Genomic DNA, 15,406 nt, shown 5'->3' on the forward strand with positions numbered 1-15,406 from the left:
TCCCACCCTATCACAACTCCCATTATTCATTTCCGATTTCTTTCTTAATTTCATTCTATGCGTCCGCCCCGATTTAACCAGGCTACGTCCTTTCATGCAGAGCTTAAAAAGCGTATCAAAAGTCATTTTGCCGAAAACAACCTCAAACCCACTGGTAACAGATCCTTATATATCAAGGCACTATTATTTGTGGTCTCTTTTGTTGCCGTTTATATTCATCTGGTATTTTTCACCCCTCATTGGGCTGTGGCCTTGTTGGAAGCCGTTTTGATGGCTGCATTAGCAGCGGGCATCGGCTTTAATGTGATGCACGATGGGGCCCATGGTAGCTTTTCCACCAAAACGTGGATAAACGAACTTGCCGGGATATCGATTAATTTTCTCGGGGCAAACGTTTTTATGTGGAAGACAAAGCACAATGTGGCCCATCATTCCTTTACCAACGTGGCCGAACACGACGACGACATGAATGCGCGGCCTCTTCTAAGGCTATGTCCCACCCAGAAGCGGTACGCGATCCACAAATACCAGCACATTTATTTCCTGCTAGTATATGCCATTTTATACCTTTATTGGGTGTTTGTCACGGATTACAAAAAATACATCCTCAGACGAGTGGGATCCATTCTAATTAAACCCATGACCTGGAAGGAGCATTTTTCTTTCTGGGCCTACAAAGTAGTTTATTCGTTGCTATTTATAGCCCTGCCTATTTACACACTCGGGTTTAGTTATTGGCTGGTAGGATTCTTGGTATTTGGCGTGGCCACGGGGATATTTCTGAGTGTGGTATTTCAACTGGCCCACTCCCTTGAGGAAACCGTGTTTCCTTTGCCGGATGATGCTACCAATAAGCTAGCAGATGATTGGGCGGTTCACCAATTGAGAACTACTGCGAATTTTGCCACAAAAAACAAAGTCCTTTCTTGGTTGGTCGGTGGGCTGAATTTTCAGGTGGAGCATCACTTATTCCCTCATATTTCCCATATCCACTACGGAGACATCAGCAAGATCGTCAAAGCCACCTGTGCAGAATTTGGGATTCCCTACCTAGAGCACCCTAAGATGCGTTTGGCATTTGCGTCTCACGTGGGTCACTTAAAAAACCTAGGATCAATGGTTTAGTTACTTATTCCATAGCCTACGTCATGACAAGGCGGTACACGGAAATCCGAGTGCCGCCTTTTCTTATTTGGTTTTTTGAATCGCTTGGTCTAAATTCGCAGCGATCATTAGGGGTGCCTTAATATAACGGGCTGAGATCATACCCATTGAACCTGATCCGGGTAGTGCCGGCGAAGGGAAATGACATAAGCCGCTTTTTGGCTTTTGGGTGAACAGTAAAGGAGGAGATTTCCCCTTTATCTCCTTCATGTTTTACCAATGTTATTTAGTACCACATCATGAAAAAATTGTTTCTGAGTCTGTTTTTCGGACTCCTGGCAGGCTATGCCTCAGCACAACACAGTCTAAGCGGAAAAGTGTTGGATGGAGTTTCGGGCGAACCTTTGCCCGGTGCCAATGTCCTCGTTATCGGATCCAACAAAGGAACGGTCTCAGGTAGAGACGGAAGATTCGCCCTAGGCGATTTGTCCCCTGAAAGCCTCACTCTGCGAATCAGTTACATCGGCTTTGAAACCCGTCGTATCGAGGTAAGCATCCCCTACGCGGATGAGCTTATCGTTTCACTCCAAGCAGCTACCATTTCGGCAGAGGAGTTTATCGTAGCAGCCACTCGGGCGTCAGAGACTACACCTACCACCTTTAAGGTGATTTCACGGGAAGAAATCAGCCGCAACAACCTGGGTCAGGACATCCCGTTTCTTCTAAACTATACCCCAGGAGTAGTTTCTCACTCCGACGCTGGAGCCGGGGTGGGCTATACGGGACTGCGTATACGCGGATCAGATCAGACCCGTATCAATGTCACGGTAAATGGCATACCGCTGAATGACGCTGAGTCGCACGGGGTTTTTTGGGTAAATATGCCTGATTTCGCATCATCGGTAGAAAACATCCAAATCCAACGGGGTGTAGGTACTTCTACCAACGGAGCCGCCACCTTCGGGGCATCCATGAATATCCAAACTGATACCAAGCGGGAGGAGGCCTACGCTGAAACCGATAACAGCGTGGGCTCCTTTAATACTCGCAGGCACACCATCAAAGCCGGAACCGGCTTACTCGACGGTAAGTGGGCAGTAGATGCCCGCCTGTCACAAATCACCTCTGATGGATACATTGATCGAGCCTTTTCAGATCTCCGGTCCTATTTCGTATCTGCCGGCTACTATGGTGACAATCACGTGCTGAAGTTCAATATTTTTTCCGGCGCAGAGCAAACGTACCAAGCGTGGAACGGTGTGCCCGAGCACCTGCTGGAAAGTAACCGGACCTTCAATAGCTATACCTACGAAAATGAAACCGACAATTACCAGCAGGATCACTACCAATTGATCTATGCGGGAAATATCGGAAACAACTGGCGGGCAAACGGGGCCCTTCATTACACCTATGGGAGGGGGTATTACGAGCAATACAGACCCGATGACCGGCTGCTGCAAAACTACGGAATACAGCCGATCATCATAGGCAATGAAACGATTGAGCGAACGGACATCATTCGGAGAAGGTGGCTGGACAACGATTTTTATGGCGCAGTATTTTCGTTAAATTATGTCTCTGACGACGGAACCACAGATTTGACGCTTGGAGGTGGTGCCAATCGCTACGATGGAGACCATTTTGGGGAAATCATCTGGATGGCTATGGCCGGAAACACGAACATTCGGGATCGTTATTACGATAACGTAGCGGTGAAAGATGATCGAAACCTCTATGCAAAATTTACCCAAGAGGTACGTGAAAACCTATACTTATTCGGAGACCTTCAATACCGAAGCGTTTTTTACCGATTCAACGGTACCAACAACGACCTGCGAAATATTTCCGGGAGTCAAAATTATGGTTTTTTCAACCCCAAAGTAGGTATGTCCTATGAAATGGCCCCTGGCAAAACCTGGTATGCCTCCTACGCCGTAGCCAACCGCGAGCCTGTAAGAAGGGATTTTACCAACTCTCCCCTAACCGAAATCCCCCGCCCTGAGCGTCTGGGCAACATAGAAGCTGGACTTCGGGTAAGCCAATCGCAGTTTCAGTACAATTTTAACGCCTATTATATGGGTTATCGAGATCAGCTCGTATTGACCGGTCAGCTCAACGATGTGGGGGCTTACATTAGGGAAAATGTGGCCAACAGCTATAGGGCGGGTATCGAGCTTGATGGTAGCTACCAGATTAATCCTACCTGGTCACTGGGAGGAAATATCGCAATGAGCAGAAATAAAATTCAGGAGTTCGTGGCATACGACGATGTATATGACGAAGAATGGAATCTGATTGGCCAGGAGGCTACCACTCATACAGATACCGATATTGCGTTTTCACCCAATGTGGTAGCGGCTGCTATAGTGGATTATTCGCCGGTATCTGCTCTTCGAGTGAGCTTGATGAACAAATATGTTGGCGACCAATATTTGGATAACACGCAAAGCGATAATAGGAAATTAGATGCCTTTTGGACGACGGATGCGCGGATATTCTATTCCTTTTACCCAGGGTTTGTGAAGCAGATAGATCTAAATCTCACAGTATACAATGTATTCAACCGGCTTTATGAGCCAAATGGGTATACGTTCAGTTACTTTTTGCCTGCAGAAGGCGGTGATGGTCGTACGTTGGTTACGGAAAATTTTTACTACCCGATGGCAGGAACCAACTTTTTGGCGGGCGTGAGTATTAAGTTTTAAGGGAAGTGTTTGTTCAATCAATTAGCCAGCAGGAAAGCAATGCTTTTATGCTGGCTTTTTCGTTTATTTGATTCGATTAACTCACTGATAGTGACATTACAGCACTGCAATTACTTCCTATAATGAGGACAGGGCATGTTTTTCAACGGGAAGGCGATACATTCCTGTATCGCTTTCTTTCGAAAGATCTGTTTGCTGATCAGGAAAGCGTTTGGAGGACTTTTTGGTATTTTATGGAAGAGATTGGAGAACAAATCATATGGGCTAGTAACTCGTGGTTAAATCGAATGCCGCTTTAGTAGCGATAGACCATTTTTTGAAAACATGTAGCGAGAACTTTGTTGAGTTGTTTATGGGGGTAAGTTGGTAAGTCTATAATTGTTTCCTAGGTTTTATTCGCTCTATATTAATAGTATGTATCTCTACGACTGCTTCTACAAAAGATAATCATATGTCTCAATATTGGCTTGATAATATCTAGAAAGTAATCTAAATTCCTTGAATTCAAACGTAATTTTGATTCTAGGGGAACTTACTATTTTGAGCTCTCAAAGTTTGCGCAAGAAAAAAATGTTAAAAGGTAAATATATCATACTATTCGGTATTTGTCGTAGATGCCAATGTAACAATGGAAAAAAGTTATTAATGCAGATTTTTTATTCAAAATATTCCATATATTAGAATATCAAACAACCTAAGCTTTCAACATGTTACCCTTAGATAAAGTTTCGACTCACTCGAAAATAAGCATTTTAGAAGGTTGGGAACTCCTTAGGCAAGGTGAAAAAGAGGGTTTGGCCATGATCTATGATGCATATGCAGGCGATATGTTTCGCTTGGGAATGGCGATAAAGCCCAATAGTAGCTACGTACAAGATTGCATTCATGAAGTATTTGAAAGTCTATGGAAGTATCATGCGGGCTTGAAGGCAACTGACAATGTGAAGCTCTATTTGTTAAGGTCGATTAGCAATAAGGTTCACCGTGATTTGGCTGATAATCAGGGCAAATTGCATAGCAGTCACGTGGAAGATCTCGACGGAACGTTCAGTATAAACTCTCACGAATCTGATTTGGTACGGGATCAAGGTAACGAAGAGCTTCGGAAACGGCTGTTTTATGCCTATGATAAATTACCCCCTCGCCAAAAAGAGGTGATCCACTACTTGTTTTATGAATCGCTGTCCTACGAGGAGACTTCCACGGTGATGAACCTTCACCTTAAATCCGTCTATAATCTGGCCTGCAAGGCCATCGCGAACTTAAGAAAAAGCATGATTTTATTCCTGTTTTTCTACGCTTTCTAAACGTATATTTTTTTCATCAGCTCCCGGATTAACTCAGAATCCGAAAAAATACCTATCTACAGAATAATATTTTTTAATTGACATGGTGAAGTTTTCGCTTTTTTCCCCTTATATAGGTAGATGACTTTCGGTATGGACATTTCAAATTGGACGGTGGATGACTTTGTTCTCGATCCTGATTTCAGAGATTGGGTGTCGACCCATGATTTGAATTTAAACCTGATCTGGGAACAGAGAATTAAAGATTATCCACATAAGATCAGGGAAATAAAGCTTGCCAGAGATTTGGTGTTGAATCTGCCAAAAGCTTCCTACTCCATGTCTGACCAAGATTTACGAGCACTCTGGGAACGGATAGACGAAACCACTGACGCTATACCCAATCCGGATGCACCTGAAGTTGCCAAAATATTTCCGCTTAACTCGCAGAGCACCATCAAACGAATGGATAGAGTTCCCGTCAGAGAAACGATGCTCAGGCAAAGGCATAAGGTTGCATTGATCCTAGCGATGGCTTTTTTGATCGGGTTTCTTGTAAGTTCCCATTTTGGCGAAGTCAACTTAGTCGAAGAGACTCCCTTGGTTTTCACAGAACACGTAACGCCATTGGGGGTGAAGTCTACCATCATCCTACCAGACAGCTCGAAAGCAATATTGAATGCCGGAAGCAAGTTGGCCTATCAGGAAAACTTCTCAGGTGTAGCTAGGGAAGTATTTTTGGAAGGGGAGGGGTATTTTGAGGTGACAAGTGACCCCAATAGACCCTTTGTCGTCAACGCCGGGGCCACTTCAACCAAAGCTATTGGCACCTCATTCAATATAAACGCATACAATAAGGAGAAGATCGGCATTTATCTGGTCACGGGAAAGGTAAAGGTATTAAACAAAGAACTGAACGACAGCGAGGCACTCCTCTCCGAAGGAGAATCGGTAGCACTGATTTCAGGTAAGCTCTCTGAGAAAAAAAGGTTTATTAAGGAAAAAGTGACAGCATGGACCAAGGGCGTACTATTTTTTGATGATACTCCAATTCTGGATGCGGTCCGTGTCATGGAAAATTGGTATAACGTGAAGATTTCCTTAACGAATTCTCCTCCTGCGAATCTACGCGTATCAGGAAAATTCGAAAACGAGACACTAAAAAATATCTTAACGGGATTGAGCTTTTCAAGCAGGTTTCAATTCGAACTGAAAGGAAACGTAGTCAATTTAACATTCATAAAATAAAAAATAGCCAATGAAGTAAAAAACAGCACTAAAAAAAAACAGGTGACACGCGAATGCCACCTGCTACTCAATAAGCTAGCCAAGTGGAATGTAAACGACCAAATCCACAGATCCACTGGGCAGCGTCTATCGCAACAGTGTAAAATATGTTACAATAAACCATCCCAAAGATATGAAAAAGATAGTACTACTCTACGTACTCAATATGACCAAACGAATAATTCCCATACTGCTCTGCCAATGCCTTTCTATGAGTTTTTTACTTGCAGAAAGCGGGAACGCCCAAGTCAAAGGCATCGATGACGTGACTATTTCCATCGGTTTTGATGATGTTCCATTAAAATCTGCCATTTCAAAAATCGAAAAGGAAACGGGCTACAATTTTGTCTACACCAATCACGAAATAAACAAGGAAACTTTGGTTTCTTTAGAGGAGAAGCAGCAGACGTTACATCAATTATTGACCGAAGTGGCGCGGCAGGTAGATCTGGAGTTTCTTCAGGTAAATCAAAACATACACATAAAAAAGCCCACTTCCGCTGGTATGCCGGTTGCCATTAAAAATGAGGCTGCTGAAATAGTAGTAACAGGACGGGTGGTGGATGCAAACGGTGAGCCGCTACCTGGTGTAACGGTATCCGTACCCGGAACATCCATTGGCACAGCTACGGACCTGGACGGCAAATACTCCATACGTGTCGACAACGGAGCAACATTGGTTTTCTCTTTTATTGGATTTCAAAGTCAACGAACAGCAATTGGTGACAGGAGTATCATCGACATTGTGCTGCTGGAGGACATGTCCGCTTTGCAGGAGGTCGTCGTTATAGGATATGGTACGCAACTTCAACGGGAAGTGACAGGCTCGGTAGCGACGTTGGAAGCTACTCAACTTGAAGACCAACCGGTTGGTCAATTTGCGCAAAAACTTCAAGGACGAATCGCAGGAGTGCAAATAAGCCAAGCATCCGGAACGCCCGGTGGGGGAATGGCGATCAGAATTCGAGGCGCGGCTTCCATTAATGCAGGTAATAACCCTTTGTTCGTCGTGGACGGTTTCCCAATTGTGGGTGACATAAATAATATTAACCCCAACGAAATAGAAAGTTTCTCTGTCCTTAAAGGGGCTTCAGCCGCAGCGTTATATGGATCAAGAGCGGCGAACGGAGTAGTCCTGATTACGACAAAGCAAGCAAAATCCGGTCAAACTGCTGTTCAGGTAAACGTGATTCAGGGAGTGACACAGGTTCCTCAACGGGGGCGAGCAAAACTCATGAATTCCAGGGAATTCCTGGCTGACCGAAAAGCCATTTATGAAGACAAGATCAAATATGAAGGCTTTACGGGAGGAATCCCCGAATTATACCAGAACCCCGAAGCATGGAATGGCCCGGACACCGATTGGTACGACGAATTGTTGCAGTCAGGCACCCAAAATAGCTATAATCTTTCTTTCATGGCGAATAAAGACAATTATCGCTCTGCAACGAATGTTGGATATTTCGAGGAACGCGGAGCGGTCATCAATACTGGCTTTAATAGATTCTCGCTTCGTACTAACAATGAATACCAAATTAATAGCAACATGAGGGTTGGAGTAAACCTGGCACCAACCTACCAGACAAGTAAAAATCAGGCGACTGATGGATTTTATAGCATTTTGTATTCTGCCATTATTACCCCTCCCATTTTCTCACCTTATGATGTCGACGAAAACGGAAACCAAAAACTCAGTTTTACCGGGCCGGGTTTGTTTACCTTCCCCAACTGGAAAAAAACGATGTTGGAAACCATCGATCGCTCAGCGACAGTACGGCTCTTGTCAAATGCCTTTTTTGAAGCAAATATCCTTTCTGATTTTACGTTCAAAAGTTCAGTTTCCGTAGACTTAGGTGCTAGCAAACGACGGGTGTTTAATCCTTCGACCGCCGGGGGTATATTCGCTCCGCCACCCAGACTGGCCACGGCTTCTTACGGAACCCAAACATACGATTCCTGGCTAACAGAAAATACCCTAAACTATGTAATGAAGATAAATGATCATGCAATTGATATCATTGGGGGATACTCTGCCCAAAAATATCGAATGGAAAACAACTCGTTGACTGGTACTGATTTTCCGGACGACGAGGTAAGTTGGATTGACGCAGCGGCGATTCGATATGGAAGCAGTAATCTCTCTGAATGGTCGTTATTATCCGCCTTTAGTCGAATCAATTACAATTACAAAGGTAAATACCTCTTGTCTGTATCAGCGAGAAGAGATGGATCTTCCAGATTCGGATCGGAAAACCGATGGGGAACCTTTCCTTCCGTATCCGGTGGTTGGATCATCTCAGACGAGAATTTCGCCATGAACCTGCCTAAAATCAGTTACCTGAAGTTGAGGGCAGAGTATGGCCACGCCGGAAACTTCAACATTGGTAACTATAGCCAATTTGGAAACATAGCATCAACAAACTATGTATTTTCGAATGCTTTAGCACAGGGAAGAAGTCCTATTTCTATCGGGAATCCATTTTTGACATGGGAAACTACGGTCGGTACAGATATAGGTTTGGATGTGGGGCTTTTCGATGATCGGGTTTCCCTGGTGTTAGACTTTTATGATAAAAGAACCACCAATATGTTATACCAAGTAGACATACCAAATGGTACCGGATTCTCAAATATTCAGGATAACATTGGCGAATTTCACTTTTGGGGATATGAATTCGGAATCAATGCAAGAGTACTCCGAACAAATTCATTTACCTGGAACTCAGATTTTAATATCTCCTTCAATAGAAACAAGGTGATCCAATTGGGAACAAACAACACACCGATAGGCGGAATTGGAAACTATTCTTCAACAATTTGGAAAACGGAGGTTGGAAGACCGATAGGCCAGTTTTATGGGTATGTGTTCGATGGACTCTATATGACTCAAGAAGAATTCGATTCACAACCTAAACACGTTACCTCTAGCGTAGGAACTATCCGATACAAAGACGTAAATGGTGATGGAGTAATCAATGTGGACGATAAAACCTACATTGGAAATCCAAATCCAAAATTCTTTTTCGGATTCAACAATAGCTTCAATTACAAAAAATTTGACATGAATATTGTCATGTCGGGATCCTATGGTGGAAAGATGTACTATGCGCTGGCCGAGTGGACAGAAACACTAGAGGGAATCTTCAATGTTGAAAAGTATATGGCAGACAGATGGAGATCTCCTGAGAACCCCGGAAATGGAATAATCGGTAGGTCTTTATCGGGCACAACTGAGTTTCCGAGGAACGTGCAGGATAGGCTGGCTTTGGACGCTTCCCATTTGACTGTGAAAAACTTTACCATAGGGTATACCTTTTCCGAGTTTAGTAAGCACATTAAGTCTGCTCGCGTGTTTACAAGTATTCAGCAAGCATTGGTCCTAACCAGATACAAAGGGGCAAACCCTGAATCAAGCTGGCAAGGGTTAAATGGACTACAGGAAGGTGTGGACATTAGCCCGTATCCAGTTCCGAGGACATTCGCTCTAGGCTTAAATTTCAATTTTTAATTCCAAATGAAAAGAAAATGAAAAGGTTAATCATAATATTTCTGACTTTAGTCACTTCTGTCTCTTGCTCTGACGATTTCCTAAATCTGGTGCCTGATAGCTCCATTACTTCGGGCAATTTCTATCAAACGGAAGCTCACTTCAATCAAGCGCTCGTCGGTGCCTATGCCGCTGTACGGGGTACCCATGGATCAATAGCATCTTGGGTAATGGGTGAAATGAGATCCGATAACACCCATTTGGAGTTCAATATTACCAATAGAGGGCCTGCGTATATAGAGAGAGAATATACTGACTTCTTCATGGATGATGTCAATAGTGGTCTTGTGGCCAATAAATATAATTCATGCTACGTTGGAATTGGACGAACCAATGAAATTCTTGCCTCTGCTCAGGATGGTTCATTTTCACAAGAATCAAAGGATAGAATCATAGGTCAGGCAAGTTTCTTAAGGGCGTTGTTCTATTTTGACCTGGTCAGGTTTTTTGGCGGAGTTCCATTGTACCTTGCACCGGTCAGAGGAGCTTCAGATGCCTATCTGCCAAGGTCTACCACAAGCGAGGTATACCAAGCGATCATACGTGATTTGGAGACCGCGATCGAGAAACTGAGCCCTCCCTCCTTTCCTCAAAGTGGAAGAGCAACACAAGGTGCTGCGCGGATGCTTTTGGCTGATGTCTACCTAACCCTGAAAGACTATCCAAAAGCAGAAGCTGAATTGCGACAGGTTATCGGCATGGGGTACTCCTTGTTGCAGAACTACAGAGACGTCTTTAGACTGAACAACAAAAATAGTGTAGAGTCTATTTTCGAAGTTCAATATCAACAAGGGAACCAAGGACAGCAAAGTGATTTTCTATACCCCTTTATTCCCCTATCCGCAAACGTGAGCCTAATAACAGGAATCTCCTCACAAAATCTTCAAGGCGGTGGCTGGAATACGCCAACCTTTGAAATGAAGGACGCTTATGAAGCAGGAGATCAAAGGTTAGATGTTTCCATCGGGGTGGTTGAAGGAACCGGTCAGATTGGGAATATGTTCATTGATGCCCTAAAGAGTCCGGTAAATTATGTTCCCACCCCGGGAAAAAGATCTTACCTGTTCGTTAACAAATACCGAAATCCTCATTCGCTGGAGAGAAATACCGATGATAATTTCCCGGTTTACCGCTTCGCGGAAGCATTGCTCTCCTTAGCGGAAGTTCTCAATGAACAAAATAAATCAGCCGAAGCGCTAGAATTTTTGAATCGAGTAAGGATTAGAGCAGGTCTGGAGCAGATCACAACCACCAATCAAGCGCTACTCCGGGAAATTATTGCAAAGGAACGACGGGTGGAGTTAGCTTTTGAAAATAAGAGGTGGTTTGATTTGTTAAGGACAGGAAAAGCAATCGAGGTTATGAATGCCCATGGAGTATATATAAAAGACTTCTATTCAGGAGAATCCTATTTGCCTGAAATGAGCTATAATGTTACCCCAGAAAGATTACTGTTTCCAATTCCTTTGAGAGAAATACGTATTGGTAATCTTGAGCAAAATCCAGGTTACTAAACTTTAAGACAAGGGAAAAGAATCAAAGAAAATACAGTATCCGTATTTCTTTATAACTTAGATCCTTTCAGTAATCGTGCATGCTCCAAGATTCCGGCACCATTCAAATTGGTTTGGTGCCGGAAACTAACCGTTTAAAGATGACAAACCAATTACTCAAACGATCCCATTTCCTGCTGATTGGCACCATCTTGTGGCTGCTGGGTTGGATGCAGTCCTGTGAACGGGACTCCAGCTCTCGCTCAGAAAAAATCCCCAATGTGATCAGCTACAATTTCCACATACGCCCCATCCTGTCTGACAATTGCTTTGCCTGCCACGGCCCGGATGCCAATAAACGGGAGGCAGGCCTTCGGCTAGACCTGGCCGACGCTGCCTACAGCGCCTTGGCCGAAAACTCCGGCAAATACGGCATTGTTCCGGGTAACCCTCGGGAATCGGAGGTTTGGCACCGTATCGTCTCCTCGGATGAGTCGGAAGTGATGCCTCCACCTTCCTCCCACCTGACACTAACGGCCCACCAAAAGAAGCTGATCGAAGCCTGGATCAAACAAGGAGCCAAGTACGAGAAACACTGGGCGTTTATACCCCCTCAAAAACCGGAAATACCTAACGTCAAAAACAAGGATTGGCCCAAAAACCCCATCGATTTCTTTGTGTTGAGCAAACAGGAATCCCTGGGCCTCCTCCCCAATGCAGAAGCGGATCGGGAAAGGTTGCTGCGCAGAGTTAGCTTTGAGCTAACCGGCCTGCCTCCGGATCTGGCACGAATGGATGCCTTTCTCTCTGATAAGCGGGAAGATGCCTACGAGCACCTGGTGGAGGAGTTGCTCAATTCCCCCGCCTACGGAGAACGCATGGCCCTGCTGTGGATGGATGTGGCCCGCTACGCCGATTCCTATGGCTACCAGTTGGACAACCTACGCACCCAATGGCCCTGGAGGGACTGGGTGATCCATGCCTTTAATCAAAACCTACCCTACGACACCTTTATCCGCTGGCAACTGGCCGGCGACCTACTCCCTAACCCCACCAAAGAGCAGCTCCTGGCAACCGGCTTTAACCGAAACCACAAAATCACCGAGGAAGGGGCCATCGACGAGGAAGAGTACCGTGTGACCTACGTGGCTGACCGCACCAATACACTTGGCAAAGCCCTACTTGGGATTACGCTGGAATGTGCCGCCTGCCACGATCACAAGTACGACCCCATTTCCCAAAAGGAATACTACGAGTTGTTTACCTTTTTCAACAATATCGACGAACGACGAACCACGACCACACCCATAGACCCACTGGTAGGCACGCCGGCCTCCTATGCGAAGAAACCCCTGATGGAAATCACCGACGAGGACGTCCGATCTGTTCTATCATTTGTAAACAAGCAGGACACGGCCAAGTTGATCGTGTCGGTGATGGGCGAACTGGACACGCTGCGCAAAAATCACATCCGAGAGCGGGGCATATTCGATGCGTTCGGCGAAGAGGTTTTTGCAGCAACCCCCGAGGCCATACTTTCGTTTCCTTCTTCCAATCCCCCAAACAGGCTCGGTTTAGTGGATTGGTTGTTTGATCCTCAGAATCCCCTCACGGCGAGAGTATTTGTAAACCTGATTTGGAAGGATGTTTTTGGCAGGGGAATCGTCAATACTCCAGGTGATTTTGGCATGCAGGGTGACCTTCCCACCCATCCGGAGCTGCTGGATTGGCTGGCGAGGGATTTTATGGAAAACGGCTGGGATATTAAGCGCCTGATGCGCCAATTGGTCACGTCGGCCACCTTTCGCCAGTCAGTCGTAGCGGATCCGCGGAGAATGGAATCCGACCCGGATAACACGTATTACACCCGGTTTTCTAGGCAGCACCTTAAAGCAGAGTTTATCCGCGACATGGTATTGGCCTCCAGCGGGCTATTGGTACCCAAGCTGGGAGGGCCCAGCGTAAAACCCTACCAACCGCCCGGTTTGTGGGAGGGAGCGACTGCGGGAGGATCCACCCTGTCGGAATACAAGCAGGACAGCGGGGCCGCTCTCTACAGAAGAGGCCTATACACCTTTGTCAAACGAACCGTACCACCTCCTTCCATGCTTATTTTCGATGCCAGTAACCGTGATCAATGCGAGGTGGAGCGAGGTAATACAAATACCCCGCTGCAGGCATTGGTGATGATGAATGATCCGACCGTCTTGGAGGCCTCACGGGTATTTGCCTCCCGACTTGGGAACGAGCCTATTTCCCTAGCAGAAAAGATCGAAAAGGCATTTCGGGTGATCGTCTGCCGTCAGCCCAAAGAAAAGGAAAAAGCACTTCTGGTGGACTATTACCAAAGCAGACTTAACGCCTTGGATCAAACGAAGGCGGAAGCGCTGTTGGATGTGGGGGAATACCCCATGGAAGTGAATTCGGATCCCATAGCCACCGCAGCCCTGATGCAGGTAATCACCACCCTTTATAATTTAGAGGAAACCATTAACCGATCTTAGCCCATGTCCAAAGAACTAATAGAATTCCAACTGAATCAGACCCGCAGAAGGTTTCTATCCCGAATGAGCCTCGGGCTCGGAGGCGTAGCGCTAGGATCCCTGCTCATTCCGGATCTATTAAATGGTCCCACCGAACCGCAACGATTGTCGTTTCCGGGTGTTCCGGATTTTGCGCCGAAGGCGAAGCGGGTGATTTACCTGTTTCAGAATGGGGCTCCTTCTCAGTTAGAGTCTTTTGATTACAAGCCTTTGCTGGAGAAAATGGTCGGCGAAAACCTTCCGGACGAAGTCCGCGGCGGTCAGCGGCTAACCGGATTTACGGCCAACCAACCGGGCGGTCTCCCCTTAGTAGGCTCCTTTACCGGCTTCAAGCAATACGGTGCGTCGGGCACCTGGGTCAGCGATCTCTTTCCCCACACCGCCAAGATTGTGGACGAAATCTGTATTGTGAAGTCCATGCATACCGAAGCTATTAACCACGACCCGGCCCTTACATTTTTTCAAACCGGCGCGCAGCAGGGCAACCGCCCCAGTATGGGCTCTTGGCTTAGCTATGGCTTAGGGAGCGAAAACAGCAATCTGCCTGCCTTTACCGTCCTGATTTCGCGTGGCAAGGGAAATAGTCAAGGTGTGTATGCTAAGCTCTGGTCCAACGGCTTCTTGGATCCCATACATCAGGGCGTGCAGTTTGGATCCGGAGAAGATCCCGTCCTTTACCTGAGGGATCCCAAGGGAATGGGTAGGGACGACCGAAGGGAGATGCTGGACAAGCTGGCCCAGTTAAACCAATGGTCTTACGAGCAATTGCACGATCCCGAAATCGCTGCCAAAATACAGCAGTACGAGATGGCATACCGCATGCAGACTGCCGTACCGGAAACGCTGGATCTCAGTAAGGAGCCCCAATCGGTGATCGATATGTATGGGGAGGACTGCCTGACTCCCGGAACTTTCGCAGCGAACTGCCTAATGGCAAGGAAGCTGTCTGAGGGCGGTGTACGCTTTGTGCAGCTTTACCATCAGGGCTGGGATCAGCATGTGAATTTGCCGCAAGAAATTACGGGGCAGGCCAAAGATGTGGACAGGGCTTCTGCAGCGCTGGTTATGGACTTGAAGCAACGGGGATTATTGGATGAAACGCTTGTCGTCTGGGGGGGTGAATTTGGCCGTACCTGTTTTAGCCAAGGGCCCATTACCAAGGGAAACTATGGAAGGGACCACCATCCGCGCTGCTTTAGTATCTGGATGGCAGGTGGAGGTATCAAGCCAGGCCTTGTGTACGGGGAAACCGACGATTTTAGCTATAATATTGTGAAAAATCCCGTTCACGTACATGACTTTCATGCTACCATGCTGCATCAGCTTGGTTTAGACCACGAGAAACTGACTTATAAACATTTAGGTAGGCGATTTCGGCTTACCGATGTGGCTGGCAGTGTAGTCCGTGATTTGCTGGTGTAGACCAAAGTTGTTCCATGAA

General features: G+C 46.0%; 8 protein-coding genes and 1 riboswitch. All 8 genes read left to right on the forward strand.

Features of this window, described 5'->3' with window-relative positions:
- Window positions 1-57 precede the first annotated feature (57 nt).
- The 8 genes from IAQ59_RS12735 (at window position 58) to IAQ59_RS12770 (ending at window position 15,387) form a co-directional block, all read left to right on the forward strand.
- Window positions 58-1,125, forward strand: a complete 1,068-nt coding sequence (locus IAQ59_RS12735; protein ID WP_209331198.1) for a fatty acid desaturase family protein — start codon at window positions 58-60, stop codon at window positions 1,123-1,125.
- A gap of 99 nt (window positions 1,126-1,224) precedes the next feature.
- Window positions 1,225-1,321, forward strand: a riboswitch (TPP riboswitch).
- 82 nt (window positions 1,322-1,403) lie between these two features.
- On the forward strand, window positions 1,404-3,809 hold the full coding sequence (locus IAQ59_RS12740; RefSeq protein ID WP_209331199.1) for a TonB-dependent receptor: 2,406 nt from the start codon (window positions 1,404-1,406) through the stop codon (window positions 3,807-3,809).
- A gap of 707 nt (window positions 3,810-4,516) precedes the next feature.
- Complete coding sequence (locus tag IAQ59_RS12745) at window positions 4,517-5,116, forward strand: RNA polymerase sigma factor (protein WP_209331200.1); 600 nt, start codon at window positions 4,517-4,519, stop codon at window positions 5,114-5,116.
- 132 nt (window positions 5,117-5,248) lie between these two features.
- The gene (locus IAQ59_RS12750; RefSeq protein ID WP_209331201.1) at window positions 5,249-6,343 is read left to right on the forward strand and encodes a FecR family protein; all 1,095 of its coding nucleotides are present in this window, start codon (window positions 5,249-5,251) and stop codon (window positions 6,341-6,343) included.
- Between the two features lie 172 nt (window positions 6,344-6,515).
- Window positions 6,516-9,890, forward strand: coding sequence for a SusC/RagA family TonB-linked outer membrane protein (locus IAQ59_RS12755; protein ID WP_245189582.1), 3,375 nt, complete (start codon window positions 6,516-6,518; stop codon window positions 9,888-9,890).
- A 17-nt stretch (window positions 9,891-9,907) separates the two neighbouring features.
- Window positions 9,908-11,443, forward strand: a complete 1,536-nt coding sequence (locus tag IAQ59_RS12760) for a RagB/SusD family nutrient uptake outer membrane protein (RefSeq protein WP_209331202.1) — start codon at window positions 9,908-9,910, stop codon at window positions 11,441-11,443.
- A 140-nt stretch (window positions 11,444-11,583) separates the two neighbouring features.
- A complete protein-coding gene (locus IAQ59_RS12765; protein WP_209331203.1) occupies window positions 11,584-13,926 on the forward strand; it encodes a PSD1 and planctomycete cytochrome C domain-containing protein in 2,343 nt (780 codons plus the stop codon).
- Window positions 13,927-13,929: 3 nt separating this feature from the next.
- Window positions 13,930-15,387: a DUF1501 domain-containing protein gene (locus IAQ59_RS12770; protein WP_209331204.1), complete on the forward strand. Its 1,458-nt coding sequence runs from the start codon at window positions 13,930-13,932 to the stop codon at window positions 15,385-15,387.
- Window positions 15,388-15,406 lie beyond the last annotated feature (19 nt).

This window comes from Lunatimonas salinarum (assembly GCF_017811155.1).
In the GTDB taxonomy this organism is placed as follows: Bacteria; Bacteroidota; Bacteroidia; order Cytophagales; family Cyclobacteriaceae; genus Lunatimonas; species Lunatimonas salinarum.

Bases quoted from the DNA above. Each gene is read 5' to 3' on its own strand.
- IAQ59_RS12735 (WP_209331198.1), top strand. From the start codon at position 58: ATGCGTCCGCCCCGATTTAACCAGGCTACGTCCTTTCATGCAGAGCTT.
- IAQ59_RS12740 (WP_209331199.1), top strand. From the start codon at position 1,404: ATGAAAAAATTGTTTCTGAGTCTGTTTTTCGGACTCCTGGCAGGCTAT.
- IAQ59_RS12745 (WP_209331200.1), top strand. From the start codon at position 4,517: ATGTTACCCTTAGATAAAGTTTCGACTCACTCGAAAATAAGCATTTTA.
- IAQ59_RS12750 (WP_209331201.1), top strand. From the start codon at position 5,249: ATGGACATTTCAAATTGGACGGTGGATGACTTTGTTCTCGATCCTGAT.
- IAQ59_RS12755 (WP_245189582.1), top strand. From the start codon at position 6,516: ATGAAAAAGATAGTACTACTCTACGTACTCAATATGACCAAACGAATA.
- IAQ59_RS12760 (WP_209331202.1), top strand. From the start codon at position 9,908: ATGAAAAGGTTAATCATAATATTTCTGACTTTAGTCACTTCTGTCTCT.
- IAQ59_RS12765 (WP_209331203.1), top strand. From the start codon at position 11,584: ATGACAAACCAATTACTCAAACGATCCCATTTCCTGCTGATTGGCACC.
- IAQ59_RS12770 (WP_209331204.1), top strand. From the start codon at position 13,930: ATGTCCAAAGAACTAATAGAATTCCAACTGAATCAGACCCGCAGAAGG.